Raw genomic sequence first — 13925 nt, 5'->3', positions numbered from 1 at the left:
TGGTCGGCACCGCCGGCCTACCACCGCACACCGCGGTTCGTTTCTCCATGAGGCTCACCATGACGCGTGGCAAGACAGTAAAGACGCCCGCCACCCCACGCCCAAAAGCACATGGTGGCCAGGGCTCGCTTCGAATCATCGGCGGCGAGTGGCGCAGTCGCCGCTTCACGTTTCCCGAGGCACCCGGGCTGCGCCCTACGCCGGATCGGGTCCGAGAAACCTTGTTCAACTGGCTTCAAATGCACATCGAGGCCGCACGCGTGCTTGACCCGTTCGTAGGCAGCGGAGCCCTTTTCCTCGAAGCGCTTTCCCGCGGCGCGGGCGAATCGCTTGCCCTCGATCTCAACAGCGAGGCGCTCTCCTCGCTTCGCCATCACCTTGATACGTTGAACTGCGCGCGCGGCGAAGTCGTGCTCGGTGATGCATTGCGTTACCTCGAAAAACAGCCGGCCAAGCCGTTCGACATCGCGTTCCTCGACCCACCCTTCCACCAGAACCTGCTAATCGAGACCTGTCAGCGACTGGAGACCCACGGCTGGCTCGCGCCGCGCGCCTGGGTCTATACCGAAAGCGAAACGGCGCCCTCAGCACTGGGCCTGCCCGCCAATTGGCGCCTGCACCGGGAAAAACAGGCGGGGCAGGTCCACTATGCGCTCTGGGAGCGCAGTGCCTGAGCCGTCATGCTTCAGTCCACGTCCAGTGAAGCCACACCACCCGGCGATTTCCACGCCGCCTGGTGGCTGCCCGGCCCGCACCTTCAGACGCTCTGGGCACCCATACTGCGCCGCCCGCCGAAGCTCGAGCGAAGCCGAGAGCGGCTTTGGCTGGCCGATGGCGATTTCATCGACCTCGACTGGCATGGCCCGCATGACGCCCATGCGCCGCTCGTACTTGCGCTGCACGGCCTGACGGGAAGTTCGTCCTCGCATTACATCCTCGGCCTGCAGCACGCCCTTGCTCAACAGGGCACCGCCAGCGTGGCCCTGAACTGGCGGGGGTGCTCAGGCGAGCCGAACCTGCTTCCGCGGGCGTATCATTCGGGCGCCAGCGACGACCTTGCCGAAGCCATCCAGCACATACAGCGTAAGCGCCCGCTAGCGCCGCTTCATGCGGTTGGTTACTCGCTTGGCGGCAACGTGTTGCTAAAGCACCTTGGCGAGACTGGTCACGCGAGCGGAATCGAAAAGGCAGTCGCCGTTTCGGTGCCCTTCCGCCTTGATCAATGTGCAGATCGCATCGGGCTTGGCATGTCGAAGATCTATCAGCGCTACTTCGTGCGCCGACTGATTGCCTACGTCCGTGACAAGCAGCGTCTGTTCGCTCATCAGGGCATGGCTGATCGGCTTACCGTCCTCGAAAAGCTCGGCCCGCTCGACGGCATGCGCACATTCTGGGACTTCGATGGCCGTATCACGGCGCCCCTGCACGGATTCAAAGACGCCGACGATTACTACCGCCGCGCATCCAGCGCCTTCTACCTCAAGGGTATCCGGGCCAGGACACTGATCATTCAGTCACGTGACGATCCGTTCATATTCCCTGCCTGCATCCCCGGCCGTGATGACGTCTCCGCCAGCACAACACTCGAAGTGTTCGATACCGGTGGCCACGTCGGCTTCATCGACGGGACCCCGCGCCACCCCGGCTTCTTTCTCGAACGGCGCATTCCGGCCTGGTTGAGCTGACTGTCCGGTCACCGCCCGCCATTGAGCAGCACGCTCCGTCGACAGCTTGGCCCTTGGATTGCGCTGCGTTACCATCCGGCCCTCCCCACCGACCCTGCAAGGACGTCGCGATGAACCGAGTGCTGTATCCAGGCACCTTCGACCCCATTACTCGAGGTCATAGCGGCCTGATCGAACGTGCCTCCCGGCTGTTCGAACATGTGGTCATCGCCATTGCTGCCAGCCCAAACAAGAATCCCCTGTTTCCGCTCGAACAGCGCGTTGAATTGGCAACGGAAGTCACCAAGCACCTGCCCAACGTTTCAGTAGTCGGCTTTTCCAATTTGCTTGCGCACTTCGTACAGGAGCAACAGGCCAATATCCTGTTGCGCGGCCTTCGCGCTGTCTCGGACTTCGAATACGAATTTCAGCTGGCCAACATGAATCGCCAACTGGCGCCGGGTGTGGAAAGTCTCTTCCTCACCGCACCTGAAACGCATTCCTATATCTCCTCGACGCTGGTCCGAGAAATTGCTCGACTGGGCGGGGACATCAGCCAGTTCGTCCATCCTGTCGTAGCTGAAGCACTGACCGAGCGCTTCAAGAACCGCTGAATCCGACCATCTGGCGTCACGGCGTGCACCGCCGCCGCCGATGCGGCACAATTGCGCCCGGCCTCGTGATGCGCTGCGGCCAATGAAGGCGGTGCGGCCTTTCGAACAGGGGATAGCCACCGCAGCAGCCCCAACAGCATCACGCGCATCCAGTCGCATGCGAAAGCATCAGCAGGCTGGCATCGAACGAATCGCTCATTTGGCTGTTGATGCACCCACAGCCGCGGCAATAGTGTTTACGGGCCCCAAGGGCCGAGCAGGAGTCGTTGCATGTCCCTCAAAATTACGGATGACTGCATCAATTGCGATGTATGCGAGCCAGAGTGCCCAAACGGCGCCATCTCGCAAGGCGAAGAAATCTACGTCATCAACCCCAACCTCTGCACCGAATGCGTTGGCCACTACGATGAGCCGCAATGCCAGCAGGTGTGCCCGGTTGACTGTATTCCGCTCGATGAGAACAACGTGGAAAGCCGCGAACAGCTCATGAAGAAGTATGAGGCGCTGACCGGAACAGCCTGACTTCGCCTCAAGTACTGTATCGATTCGATACATGGGGTAAGGTGCAAAATCCTGTCGGCCAGGATTGCCTCAGATGTCGTGCGTTCGCATCCTTCCTCTGCTCTTTTCGCTCCTGCTGGCGCTGGATGCCAGCGCCTCAACTCCTGGCAGCCATGCTGTCGCCAGCGCCCATGCCGATGCCACAGTGGCCGGGCTGGATATTCTTGCTCAAGGTGGAAACGCCTTCGACGCTGCCGTTGCCGTCAGCGCAGCACTCGCGGTGGTTGAACCCTACAGCTCAGGATTGGGCGGCGGTGGCTTCTTCCTTTTGCGGCAGCCAGGTGAGCCGTCGACCTACCAATTCCTCGATGCGCGAGAACGTGCGCCACTCGCCGCGAATGCGGACCTGTTCAGGCGTGACGGCAAGGTAGTGCGGACGCTTTCGCTCAATGGTGCACTCGCAGCCGCTATTCCAGGCCTGCCGGCCGCGCTCGTACAGCTCAGTGAACGCTACGGCAACCTGCCGATCGCAACGAGCCTTGCACCCGCCATCCGCCTTGCCCAGGACGGTTTCGCGGTAGATCGCATCTATCGTGAGCGGGCCGAGAGCCGCCTTGCGGCACTGCGTGATGATCCGGAAAGCGCTCGGCTGTTTCTTGCCGATGGCGAAGTCCCACCCGAAGGCCACGTGATTCGCCAGCCCGAATTGGCTGAGACCCTCATGGCAATCGCCGAACACGGTCGCGAGGGCTTCTATGCAGGCCCCATCGCCCGTCGCATGGTAGAAGCCGTCAAGGGTGCTGGCGGAGTTTGGGAAGCAGAAGATCTGGAACTCTATCGTCCGGTCGAACGGGCGCCGCTTGTCCATACCTTGAGCGGCGAGCGGACCCTCATCACTGCGCCACCGCCTTCTGCCGGAGGCATCGCATTGGCGCAGACACTGACCATGCTCGATCACCTGCCCTGGCGCGGTGCCAATCCCATACAGCGCAGTCACTACGTGATCGAAGCGCTACGGCGCGCCTATCGTGATCGCGGAGAATTGGGCGATCCGGATTTCGTGACGATTCCGAGCAAGCGCCTCCTTGATTCGGAGTACCTGGCAGGCCTGGCTGCTGACATCGACCCGGTTCATGCGACGCCGAGCGAGTCGCTCCCACCCAGCCCTCCCTGGCGGGAAGGTGACCATACGACGCACTTCACTGTGCTCGATGCAGATGGCCGTGCGGTGTCGGCGACCTTGTCGATCAATCTTCCCTTCGGCGCTGCCTTCACGGCGCCGGGCACCGGCGTGCTGCTCAATGACGAAATGGACGATTTCGCCGCCGATGTCGAAGGGTCAAACACGTACGGGCTTACCGGCAGCCAGGCCAATGCCATCGCTGCAGGCAAGCGTCCGCTATCGAGCATGAGCCCGACCTTCATCGAAAGCGATGATGAACTGGCTTCGTTCGGAACACCCGGAGGCTCACGTATACCTAGCATGGTCCTGCTGGCCACGCTTGAATACCTTGATGGCAAACCCGTCGACGACTGGGTCAGCACACCGCGCTATCACCACCAGTACTTGCCAGATCTGGTGGAATACGAGCCGGAGACGTTCGATTCCGATGACCTGGACCAAATGAAGGCCCGCGGGTATCAGCTCAAGCCCGTAGCCCGCCGTTATGGCAATCAGCACGTGTTCAGGTGGGACAAGACACACCGCAGCGTACAGGCTGCAAGCGATCCTCGCGGCGTTGGAAGCGCTCGCGTAATAGACAGGGGCGGGAACTGAGCCCCGCCCGCTCAGTCATCAATCGCGGTTGTTGTAACCCGTGCGAGTGCAACCCAAGCACCGTACGAAGGCGGCCTTGGCCGGATCGACGACCAATGCCTGACCTGTTTCCTTGATACCGCCGCCAGCGGCGGTGAAAGGCAACGACACAACGAATAGACCTGCACCGATTACCGTGGCACCAATCAATAGTGGCCGAGCGATCAGCAGGTCGCCCGCCATGGCAAAGGCAGGTGGGGCCTCTACTTCATAGATCGGATCCCCGCTGTTGTTGGAGCCCGTCGAGCGGTCGGCATAGGCCGGCATCGTGAGCCCGGTCAACGACAACGCCAACACGGCGGCCAAAGAGCGAAACGCTTTCATCACGGTGGTCCCTCGACTCGTTCGTAATGGCGCGACTATAACAGCCATGTGGCCTTTTGCCCGCGATTCGTCGCACAAGGTGCACCGGTCATCGCTAGCGTTGGCATTTCGCGCAGAAGACACTCGCTCGCTGGCCCAAACGGATCTCTCGCAGTGTGTTGCCGCATGCCTTGCACAGCTCACCGGCGCGACCGTAGACGAACAGCTCCTGCTGGAAATAGCCTGGCTTCCCGTCGCCTCCAACGAAGTCGCGCAGCGTAGTACCGCCACGTTCGATGGCATAGGCGAGGATGCGCTTGATGGCCACCGCCAGGGCATCGTACCGGGTTCTCGAAATGGCGCCAGCCGAGCGTCTGGGATCGATCCCAGCGGCGTAAAGTGCTTCGCTCGCATAGATGTTGCCCACACCGACCACAACCGCGTTATCCATGATGAACGGCTTGACCGCCATATTCCGGCCACGTGACAGCGTATAGAGCCGCTTCCCGTCGAAGGCATCGGTGAGCGGTTCGGGCCCCAGATTGCGCAGAAGATCGTGCTCCAGGGGCGAGGTGCTCCATAGCATGGCTCCAAAGCGCCGGGGATCGGTGTAGCGCAGCGCCATGCCGGACTCAAGGATAATATCGACGTGGTCATGCTTGGCCGGCGGCTGGTCGGCCGGCACCATACGCAGGCTTCCGGACATTCCAAGGTGAGCGACCAACGTGCCCACCTCGGCTTCGATCAACAGGTATTTGGCACGTCGCTCAACACGCGTGATGCGCTGGCCGGAAAGCCGAACATCGAGATCTTCGGGGATAGGCCAGCGCAAACGACGGTCGCGTACGATCACGCGCGACACTCGCTGGCCTTCGAGATGAGGGGCAATACCGCGGCGGGTCGTTTCGACTTCGGGCAGTTCAGGCATACGTCGGAATAAGGCCTCTTGGACAGGATGATGTCGGCGCGCGCGCCCTGTGCATGCGCCGAGGTGCTGGCCGCTCGTCAATGAGCGGCTGGCGGTCAGGCGACGCCCAGCTCCCGGATACTTTCCTTGAGATTCTGGAAGTCGTAATCGGACAGGCCCAGGTAGTCCAGTACCAATGGGCCAACCAGATTCCATTCGTGGTCTTCGGACTGGTTGCCGAGCGTCTGGTAGCAGCCACAGATATGCTCGGCCATTTTCAGGATGGCCAGAAGGTTGCGCAGCTGCGAATCCCGGTCGGAGTCCTGGCTAAACAATGAGAGCGTATTGTGGTGACTGGCGATCGCCTCGCACAAATGCGGGGTGAGGTTCCACGAGCGCGCCGTGTAGTAACCGATTACCGCGTGGTTGGTGTTGAGCAACTGGTTCTCGGTATCGACGATGCGTGTATTCACATCGCAACGGGCATACGCCTGCTCGAGGACTTCCATATAGCCCGGGAAACGCTTGAGCATCAGGGGAATGCCGCAATTGTGGAACAAACCCAGCGCGTAGACCTCGTCGAGCGCCTGGATCCCTACGCGCTTGGCCAATGTCAGGCAGGTCATTGCCACATCCTGAGCGCTGTCCCAGAAGCGATTGAGCGTCACGATGGTCTCGTCGCTCATCTCGCCCTTGATGGACTGCGCGTTGATGATGTTTATGACACTGTCACAGCCGAGCAGATTGACGGCCCGCTGGATCGAGCTGACCTTGTTCGCCAGCCCGAAAAACGGAGAGTTGACCACCTTCAGCAGTGAACCGGAGAGCCCGGGATCCTGGCTGATCAGCTGCGCAATGGCCTTGAGGTCCGGTACCGGCATGACCTGCTCCATCTGCAGGTCGACCATGATCTGGGGCTGGGGAGGAACACTGATGCCTTGCAGCGCTTTACGTATCTGTTCGGCAGAAAGCTCTTGTGACATGACGATGCCATCGACCAATGGGGCGAGAAAAGGCCACCAGTGTATAGCGGTAGTGGCAACTTGGAATACGGCCATCCGATCGGATGACGTGGCGCTAAAACGGCCGCGCAGCGAAGCGGCCCGACAGTTACCCGGAACTCCCTGCCGCAGGCGCCACTCTCAGCAAAAAGAAGAACACCATACGGAGTCCACACCATGCGCAAGCAACTGATTGTCGCGTCACTCGCCCTTTGTCTGCCCGTTACCTCGGCGCTGGCCGCCGGCTGGCGTGATTTCGCTACCAGCGCGGGTATTTCTGCATCGCTTTATTCGACGTTCCGCGACCACAAGATCGTCTATGCGGCCAAGGACGACGCTAGCAGCTTCATCGCGAGCAACGGCGAAATCCGCGGGCCCTACCTGGAATCCGTGCTGAGCCAGGTACGCAGTGAGCATCCCGGGCTGACAGCCGATGACATGGAAATCGCTACTGCGATCCTGACTACGCCTGAGCCTGTCGCCGAACGCTGATCGGTCCGTGCCGGCCTTCTGTGCCGGCACCCAATTCTGAAGTAAGGATTTAGCGATGCTCAAACGTGCCCTACTGGGCGGCGCCCTTGTGTTGGCGAGCTCTACTGCAATGGCGGATGGCCTGATCCGGGACATCCTGTCCTCCGGGATCACCACTGGCACCACTTACCTGACCTTCCGCGATCATAAGCTGGTTGCGGCAGCACGCGACGATGCTGGCAGTTTTGTTGCCAGCGATGGCGAGATTCGTGGGCCCTATCTGGAAGCCGCGCTTCGCCAAATCCGCCAGCAACAGCCTCAGCTGACAGCTAACGACATGGAGTTGGCTTCGGCAATCGTTACAGCGGACGCCCAGTAAGGCGTTTATTGCGAAACAGGCCGCTATGGCGGCCTGTTTTTGTGTCAGCCAACGAATCGCGTGGACAGCCAGAACAGGCCTGCGGACAGGGCCATGGACGTCGGCAGTGTGAGTACCCAGGCCAGCAATATGGTCCTAACCGTACCACCCTGTAATCCACTGCGATTGGCGACCATTGTCCCTGCGACTCCCGAGGACAAGACATGCGTTGTCGAAACAGGCAGGCTGAAAACGTTGGCCATACCGATTGCCATGGCGGCGGTAATTTGTGCCGACATGCCCTGCGCATAGGTCATGCCCTGTTTGCCAATCTTCTCGCCGACCGTGTGCACGACGCGACGCCAGCCGACCATGGTTCCAATACCCAGCGCCAGCGCTACCGCGATGATGACCCAAAAGGGTGCGTACTCGGTCGTCGCTGTGAGGTCACCACGTAGCTTGTTGAGATCGGCGCGACTGGCCGCCGGCAGCGTGGACAACGCACTGACTTTCTTCGCTGTATCGTCGAGGCACAACAAGTAGCGCCGCACCTCAACACGCGTTTGTGGTGTCAGGTCGTGGTAGTTCGCTACGCCCTGAAGGCTGCCCAGCAACGCATTCAATGTGGGTTCGGTCTGTTCGGGGTCACACCGAAATTCCTTGGGAAGCTCCGTCGTTCGCTCGCCCTTTCCCAGCGCAAGGAACTCACCGAGCGAATCTTCGTTTCGTTGGTAGAAGGCTTGCAGATGGGCCGCCGCGTCGCGTGTCCGGTCAATCTGGTAGGTCGTACTGTCAAGATTCAGAACGAAGTGCGCAGGCACGATTCCGATCAGGACGAGCATGATCAGACCGATGCCTTTCTGCCCATCGTTTGAGCCGTGTACGAAGCTGACCGCCATCGCTGAAAGCACCAGAACCATGCGGTTCCAGAACGGCGGATGTTTCTTCTTGGGCCGCTGCTCCGGTGTCTTGTGCATTTTGGAGCGCGGGCGCCACTTCTTCAGTAACAGCAACAGGAGCGCCGCTACGAAAAAGCCGACGGTGGGCGACACCAGCAGCGACAGGCCAATGTCGATCGCCTTCTGCCAGTTGATGCCGTTGCCCAGTGGTATGTCGGTAATCAGCGCGTTGGCCAGGCCAACCCCAAGGATCGAACCAATCAAGGTGTGCGAACTTGAAGCGGGGATGCCGAAATACCATGTCCCCAGGTTCCAGGTGATCGCTGCTGCTAGCAGGGAGAACACCATTGCCAGGCCGTGCCCGGTGTTGACGTTGATCAAGAGGTCCACCGGCAACAGGTGAACGATCGCGTAGGCGACACCCACACCACCGAGTAACACACCGAGAAAATTGAAAATGCCCGACGCCATGACTGCCAGATACGGGGGCATGGCCTTGGTATAAATCACGGTGGCTACCGCGTTGGCGGTGTCGTGAAAGCCATTGATGAATTCGAACGCGAGAACGAACGCCAGCGCCAGGAACAGACTCGTCAGCAGCCAGCCGTCGAGTCCGCTGATCATGTCCAACATGAGGATCAGGGCCTGTGAGAGAGGGGCCCAAATTATGACAGAATTTGTACAAAACGCGCGGTAGCCGGAACAATCTATCCGACGGCCGCCAATTAGGCCGCCTGCGAGACCTTAGCGTAACAGCTATTTACTGGCATATAGCCCAGCCAAGAAGGCCGGCGCAGACGCGCCGGCTAGAGAAGGTCACGCGTCAGCCGCGGCTGCGTAGGCATCTGCATCGAGCAGCTTGCTGAGTTCGCCCTCGTCACTTGGCCTCAGTTTGAAGAACCAGCTGCCATACGGGTCACTGTTCACGATCTCGGGACTGTCTACGATGGCCTCGTTCACGGCAATCACTTCGCCACCAACAGGCGCATAGATATCGGAAGCCGCTTTAACGGATTCGACGACACCGGCTTCCTGTCCGGCCGTGAATTGCTTGCCGACTTCGGGCAACTCGACGAACACAACGTCGCCCAGCGCTTCCTGGGCATGATCAGAAATACCGACTGTTACGGTTCCATCCGCTTCCAGGCGCGCCCACTCGTGGCTGGCGGCGTATCGGAGATCGGCGGGCGTATCGCTCATGGCGGGGATCCTCAGGGTTCAGGCTACGGTTGGTCTGGAAAATGTAACACTTGAGACCAGGCAGGACAGCCCCGCCTGGCTGGCGGCACGCAGATGCGGGGCACATCGCCCCCCGACCGCTAGATCAATGGGCGCCCATGACGAACGAAGGTGGGCTTAACGAAACGAACCGGATGCCAGCGCCCGCGGATCTCCACCTCCCCGCGCTCACCTGCGGCCGCAGGCACCCGCGCCAGAGCGATCGACTTACCGAGCGTAGGCGAGAAGCTGCCGCTGGTGATCTCGCCTTCGCCGTCGCATTCGACACGTACGGTCTGGTGCGGACGAAGCACGCCGCGGTCCTCAAGTACCACGCCAACCAGCCGAGGCCACCCACCTGCCTTCCACTGCGCGACAAGCGCGTCCCGGCCAATGAAGTTGCGGTCTTCGGGTGCCCAGGCAATGGTCGACTCCATGTTCGACGACAATGGCGTCACGCTGTCCGTCATGTCATTGCCGTAGAGATTGAGCCCGGCCTCCAGTCGAAGCGTATCACGTGCCCCCAGGCCTACCGGACCGATACCGGCGCCTACGAGGTCATTGAAGAACCCGGCAACCTGATCGGACGGCAACATGATCTCCAGGCCGTCTTCGCCTGTATAACCGGTGCGGGCGATGAACCAGCCGTTTTCCTCCAGCCCCTGGAAAGGTAAAAGCTCGGCGATGATTGCAGCGCGCGCACGGTCAAGCAGCTCACCGGTGCGCGCACGGGCATTGGGCCCCTGGATCGCAAGCAGTGCGATGTCGGTCCGCTCACGCAGCTCCACGGCAAAGTCGACGGCCACGCTATGCATCCACGCCAGGTCCTGGGTACGGGTCGCCGCGTTGACGATCAGTCTGTAGCCAAAGGGCATGAGGTAGGCGATGAGGTCGTCGACAATACCGCCACGCTCATTGAGCATCGCACTGTAGAGGGCCTTGCCGGGCGTGGCGAGTCGCTCGACATCATTCGCCAGCAATCGGCGGAGATAGGCCTTGGCGCCCGCTCCATGCACGTCGATCACGCACATGTGGGACACATCGAAAACGCCACAATCGCGACGCACCTGATGATGCTCGTCTACTTGCGAGCCGTAGTGCAGCGGCAAATCCCAACCGCTGAAATCGACCATCCGCGCTCCCAGCGCAAGATGCTGATAGTAGAGAGCCGTACGCTGACCCATGGGTTCTCCTTCCGGGCTTGGCGATGCGATCGAAGCGGCGAGTTCCGGGCCGGACAATGTGGGGCAGGCAGGCGCCGCCGTGCACGTGGGGCGAAGGGAACCCGCCTCGAGTGGGCGCGCATTGTAGCCGGAAGGGCTCCCCTCGTCATCGGCGACAGGGACCAACGATCGGCGCGGTTGCGATAGACCCGTGTCGTTGTTTTGCATGATCGAGACGTAGCCGATCACCGATCGCCCACCGAGCGTCGGATCAGCACCACCACCGGCACCATCCCTACCACAACCAGGGTCAACGCGGGCAAGGCGGCACGGTCCCACTCACCCTCATTGGTCATTTCGAAGATTCGTACGGCGAGCGTGTCCCAGCCGAACGGGCGGAGCAGCAGCGTAGCGGGCATCTCCTTGAGCACATCGACCAGCACCATCAGCAATGCCGTCAGTCCGCCGGGAAGCAGCAGCGGGACGTGAAGGCGAAGAAACTGGCGAAGCCCGACCACACCGAGACTACGGGAGGCCTCCTCCAGTGCCGGTCGCACGCGGTGGAGGCTCGTTTCGAGCGGACCATGCGCGACAGCGAGGAATCTCACAAGGTAGGCCAGCAGCAGTGCCGATACACTTCCTACCAGCAGGGGCTTGGCGGCGCCGCCAAGCCAGGCCGATACGGGAATCACGACAAATCGATCTGCGTGGGCGAAGACCAGCATCACCGAAACGGCAAGCACAGAGCCAGGAAGCGCGTAGCCCAGCATCGCGAACCTAACGCTGCTGCGCATGAGCGTCGTGGGTGAACGCCTGCGTGCGAACGCCAGCAGCATCGCGACGCAGACCGTAATGCTCGCGGCCATTGTGGCCAGATACAGCGAATGGCCCACGAGCGCGAAATAGCGCTCGTCCAGGTCGAGGCGCCCTCTCTGCCAGCACCAGGCCATGAGTTGAATAATGGGCAGCACGAAGGCCAACGTGAAGATCAGCAGGCACCAGGCGCTCGCCGCAAAGGCGCGCCAGCCGCGTAACCGATAACGAGGGGCGTGCCGCGCCCGAGTCAATGACGGTCGCCATGCACCGCGCGCCCCGCGTTCCATGAACACCAGAAGTGCTACGAACAACAGGAGCAGGCTTGCCAACTGGGCTGCACTCGAGAGGCTGAAAAATCCGAACCAGGTCTTGTAGATCGCCGTGGTAAACGTGTCGAAATTGAACGCGGAGACTGCGCCGAAGTCCGCCAGCGTTTCCATCAGCGCCAGCGCTGCACCTGCGCCGATCGCAGGGCGCGCCATGGGCAGCGCGACTCGCCAGAAGGCCTGCCACGGCGTATGGCCTAGCGTGCGGGCTGCATCCAGCACATCGCGGCCCTGCACGAGAAATGCGGAACGAGCCAACAGGTAAACGTAGGGATAGAACACCAGCGTCAGTACCAGAACCACACCCGGTGTAGAGCGAACGGGCGGGAAACGCCAGCCTGTGCCGAACCATTCCCGCCAGGCTGACTGCACCGGGCCCGCGAAATCCAGCATACCGATGAACACGAACGCCAGCACATAGGCCGGTAACGCGAACGGCAGCATCAGTGCCCAATCCAGCCAACGGCGCCCGGGAAATTCACACACGGACGTCAGCCAGGCTAGGCTCACCCCAAGCACCGTCACGCCGAGCCCGACACCGAACAGTAGCGTGAGCGTATTGCCGACTAGCCGGGGCAGCTGCGTCTGCCACAGGTGCCCCCATATCTCTGCATCGATTGTCTGCCAGCTCGATGCCAGGAATGCCAGTGGCAAGGCGACCAGTACCGCACTGCAGAGAGCAATGGGGTACCAGCGCCATGAATAGGTAACGTGCATAGGTATACAGAACGTCAGGCCGAATGTGCCGCAGATAGGCGCGTACCGGCTCGACCTGCCGATAGCCTCAGTTCCAGCCGACTCGGTCCATCATGCGAATGGCTTCGGCCTGACGCACGCCGGACACTTCGACGGGCACGTCGTCTGCCTTGAACTCGCCCCAAGCCGCCACTTCCTCGGACGGCTTCACCTTCGGATTGGCCGGGAATTCCTGGTTGCGGTCCGCGAAGAGGTTCTGCGCCTCGGCAGAGGTCATCCACTCGACCAGCTTGCGCGCCGCATCCGGGTTGGGCGCATGCCGCGTCAGCCCGATGCCCGACAGATTCACATGGACGCCGCGGTCTTCCTGGTTAGGCCAGAAAAGCTTCGCCTTCAGATCAGGATTGGCGCGATGAAGACGGCCAAAGTAGTAGGTGTTTACGATACCAACGTCGCATTGGCCGGCTGCAACCGCTTCGATAACCGCATTGTCGTTGGCGAACGGATCAGTCGCGAGGTTCGCCACCCATCCCTTCAGGACCGTCTCGGCCTTCTCCGCCCCATCGGCCTCGATCATCGTGGCTGTCAGCGACTGGTTATAGACCTTCTTGCTCGAGCGCAGGCACAGGCGACCTTTCCACTCGTCATCGGCCAGCGCTTCGTACGTTGAAAGGGATTCGGGCTTAACCCGCTCCGGCGAGTAGACGATGGTACGTGCGCGCAGGGAGAGGCCCGTCCAGGCACCGCTGGAGGATCGGTACTGGGCCGGGATGTTCTGTTCGACAATTTCGGATTTCAGCGGCTGCAGAAGACCCATCTGCTCGGCCTGCCACAGGTTGCCACCATCAACGGTCAGGAAGAGATCGGCAGGTGAATTCTGACCTTCCGCCTTCAAGCGCTGCATGAGCGGCGCCTCGTTGTCGGTAATGAACTTCACAGGTACGCCGGTCTTGGCTGTATACGCGTCGAAAACGGGCTTGATCAGCTCGTCGATACGCGATGAGTAAACGACGACTTCATCAGCGGCAATCGCCGGAGCGGCGATGGCAGAAAAGGCGGCGAAGAGTACGGTGCGTGCCTGCATAGCGTCATCCTGAGATCGAAGAATCGAAGCGCGGATGATAATGAATCTCAATGCAGTACGAGGCGCGGCACGGTAACCAGATATTGCT

At 61.0% G+C, this 13925-nt stretch carries 15 protein-coding genes; 7 read left to right on the top strand and 8 right to left on the bottom strand.

Going from position 1 to position 13925, the window contains the following annotated elements:
- Nucleotides 1-59: 59 nt before the first annotated feature.
- The 5 genes from rsmD (at nt 60) to ggt (ending at nt 4556) form a co-directional block, all read left to right on the top strand.
- Nucleotides 60-674 carry a 16S rRNA (guanine(966)-N(2))-methyltransferase RsmD gene (gene rsmD / locus ACY8D3_RS20815; protein WP_462380747.1) on the top strand — a complete coding sequence of 205 codons (615 nt, stop codon included), beginning with the start codon at nt 60-62 and terminating at the stop codon, nt 672-674.
- A 6-nt stretch (nt 675-680) separates the two neighbouring features.
- Nucleotides 681-1685, top strand: a complete 1005-nt coding sequence (locus tag ACY8D3_RS20810; protein ID WP_462380746.1) for a hydrolase — start codon at nt 681-683, stop codon at nt 1683-1685.
- A 110-nt stretch (nt 1686-1795) separates the two neighbouring features.
- Nucleotides 1796-2278 carry a pantetheine-phosphate adenylyltransferase gene (gene coaD, locus ACY8D3_RS20805; RefSeq protein ID WP_462380745.1) on the top strand — a complete coding sequence of 161 codons (483 nt, stop codon included), beginning with the start codon at nt 1796-1798 and terminating at the stop codon, nt 2276-2278.
- 270 nt (nt 2279-2548) lie between these two features.
- Entirely contained in the window at nt 2549-2800 is a 252-nt protein-coding gene (locus tag ACY8D3_RS20800) for a YfhL family 4Fe-4S dicluster ferredoxin (protein ID WP_462380744.1), read from the top strand.
- Between the two features lie 73 nt (nt 2801-2873).
- The gene (gene ggt, locus ACY8D3_RS20795; protein WP_462380743.1) at nt 2874-4556 is read left to right on the top strand and encodes a gamma-glutamyltransferase; all 1683 of its coding nucleotides are present in this window, start codon (nt 2874-2876) and stop codon (nt 4554-4556) included.
- An 18-nt stretch (nt 4557-4574) separates the two neighbouring features.
- Here the strand turns inward: ggt and ACY8D3_RS20790 are convergent, their stop codons facing one another.
- From ACY8D3_RS20790 to ACY8D3_RS20780, 3 genes are all read right to left on the bottom strand, one after another.
- Complete coding sequence (locus tag ACY8D3_RS20790; RefSeq protein WP_462380742.1) at nt 4575-4919, bottom strand: multidrug transporter; 345 nt, start codon at nt 4917-4919, stop codon at nt 4575-4577.
- 94 nt (nt 4920-5013) lie between these two features.
- On the bottom strand, nt 5014-5826 hold the full coding sequence (gene mutM, locus ACY8D3_RS20785; RefSeq protein WP_462380741.1) for a bifunctional DNA-formamidopyrimidine glycosylase/DNA-(apurinic or apyrimidinic site) lyase: 813 nt from the start codon (nt 5824-5826) through the stop codon (nt 5014-5016).
- A gap of 95 nt (nt 5827-5921) precedes the next feature.
- Nucleotides 5922-6788, bottom strand: coding sequence for an HDOD domain-containing protein (locus tag ACY8D3_RS20780; RefSeq protein ID WP_462380740.1), 867 nt, complete (start codon nt 6786-6788; stop codon nt 5922-5924).
- Between the two features lie 195 nt (nt 6789-6983).
- On the opposite strand from ACY8D3_RS20780, the gene ACY8D3_RS20775 reads away from it, so the two are divergent.
- Both ACY8D3_RS20775 and ACY8D3_RS20770 read left to right on the top strand, forming a co-directional pair.
- Nucleotides 6984-7298, top strand: a complete 315-nt coding sequence (locus tag ACY8D3_RS20775; RefSeq protein WP_462380739.1) for a DUF2388 domain-containing protein — start codon at nt 6984-6986, stop codon at nt 7296-7298.
- A gap of 55 nt (nt 7299-7353) precedes the next feature.
- Nucleotides 7354-7656, top strand: coding sequence for a DUF2388 domain-containing protein (locus ACY8D3_RS20770; RefSeq protein WP_462380738.1), 303 nt, complete (start codon nt 7354-7356; stop codon nt 7654-7656).
- 44 nt (nt 7657-7700) lie between these two features.
- On the opposite strand, the gene ACY8D3_RS20765 is transcribed toward ACY8D3_RS20770, so the two are convergent.
- The 5 genes from ACY8D3_RS20765 to ACY8D3_RS20745 all read right to left on the bottom strand — a co-directional run bounded on the left by ACY8D3_RS20765 (nt 7701) and on the right by ACY8D3_RS20745 (nt 13837).
- Nucleotides 7701-9167: an inorganic phosphate transporter gene (locus ACY8D3_RS20765; RefSeq protein ID WP_462380737.1), complete on the bottom strand. Its 1467-nt coding sequence runs from the start codon at nt 9165-9167 to the stop codon at nt 7701-7703.
- A gap of 183 nt (nt 9168-9350) precedes the next feature.
- A complete protein-coding gene (gcvH, locus tag ACY8D3_RS20760) occupies nt 9351-9734 on the bottom strand; it encodes a glycine cleavage system protein GcvH (protein WP_462380736.1) in 384 nt (127 codons plus the stop codon).
- 119 nt (nt 9735-9853) lie between these two features.
- Entirely contained in the window at nt 9854-10936 is a 1083-nt protein-coding gene (gcvT, locus tag ACY8D3_RS20755; protein ID WP_462380735.1) for a glycine cleavage system aminomethyltransferase GcvT, read from the bottom strand.
- Nucleotides 10937-11160: 224 nt separating this feature from the next.
- Complete coding sequence (locus ACY8D3_RS20750) at nt 11161-12774, bottom strand: ABC transporter permease (RefSeq protein ID WP_462380734.1); 1614 nt, start codon at nt 12772-12774, stop codon at nt 11161-11163.
- A gap of 67 nt (nt 12775-12841) precedes the next feature.
- A complete protein-coding gene (locus ACY8D3_RS20745) occupies nt 12842-13837 on the bottom strand; it encodes a Fe(3+) ABC transporter substrate-binding protein (protein ID WP_462380733.1) in 996 nt (331 codons plus the stop codon).
- Between the last annotated feature and the right edge of the window lie 88 nt (nt 13838-13925).

It is taken from the genome of Pseudomonas sp. Marseille-QA0892, from assembly GCF_054950135.1.
This window is presented reverse-complemented; position numbering and strand designations above follow the sequence as displayed.

Excerpts from the sequence above, each read along its gene's own strand:
- ACY8D3_RS20775 (WP_462380739.1), top strand. The coding sequence starts at position 6,984 with ATGCGCAAGCAACTGATTGTCGCGTCACTCGCCCTTTGTCTGCCCGTT.
- ACY8D3_RS20770 (WP_462380738.1), top strand. The coding sequence starts at position 7,354 with ATGCTCAAACGTGCCCTACTGGGCGGCGCCCTTGTGTTGGCGAGCTCT.
- ACY8D3_RS20745 (WP_462380733.1), bottom strand. The coding sequence starts at position 13,837 with ATGCAGGCACGCACCGTACTCTTCGCCGCCTTTTCTGCCATCGCCGCT.
- rsmD (WP_462380747.1), top strand. The coding sequence starts at position 60 with ATGACGCGTGGCAAGACAGTAAAGACGCCCGCCACCCCACGCCCAAAA.
- ACY8D3_RS20810 (WP_462380746.1), top strand. The coding sequence starts at position 681 with ATGCTTCAGTCCACGTCCAGTGAAGCCACACCACCCGGCGATTTCCAC.
- gcvT (WP_462380735.1), bottom strand. The coding sequence starts at position 10,936 with ATGGGTCAGCGTACGGCTCTCTACTATCAGCATCTTGCGCTGGGAGCG.
- ACY8D3_RS20765 (WP_462380737.1), bottom strand. The coding sequence starts at position 9,167 with ATGTTGGACATGATCAGCGGACTCGACGGCTGGCTGCTGACGAGTCTG.
- ACY8D3_RS20750 (WP_462380734.1), bottom strand. The coding sequence starts at position 12,774 with ATGCACGTTACCTATTCATGGCGCTGGTACCCCATTGCTCTCTGCAGT.
- ACY8D3_RS20800 (WP_462380744.1), top strand. The coding sequence starts at position 2,549 with ATGTCCCTCAAAATTACGGATGACTGCATCAATTGCGATGTATGCGAG.
- ACY8D3_RS20790 (WP_462380742.1), bottom strand. The coding sequence starts at position 4,919 with ATGAAAGCGTTTCGCTCTTTGGCCGCCGTGTTGGCGTTGTCGTTGACC.
- coaD (WP_462380745.1), top strand. The coding sequence starts at position 1,796 with ATGAACCGAGTGCTGTATCCAGGCACCTTCGACCCCATTACTCGAGGT.
- ACY8D3_RS20780 (WP_462380740.1), bottom strand. The coding sequence starts at position 6,788 with ATGTCACAAGAGCTTTCTGCCGAACAGATACGTAAAGCGCTGCAAGGC.
- mutM (WP_462380741.1), bottom strand. The coding sequence starts at position 5,826 with ATGCCTGAACTGCCCGAAGTCGAAACGACCCGCCGCGGTATTGCCCCT.
- gcvH (WP_462380736.1), bottom strand. The coding sequence starts at position 9,734 with ATGAGCGATACGCCCGCCGATCTCCGATACGCCGCCAGCCACGAGTGG.
- ggt (WP_462380743.1), top strand. The coding sequence starts at position 2,874 with ATGTCGTGCGTTCGCATCCTTCCTCTGCTCTTTTCGCTCCTGCTGGCG.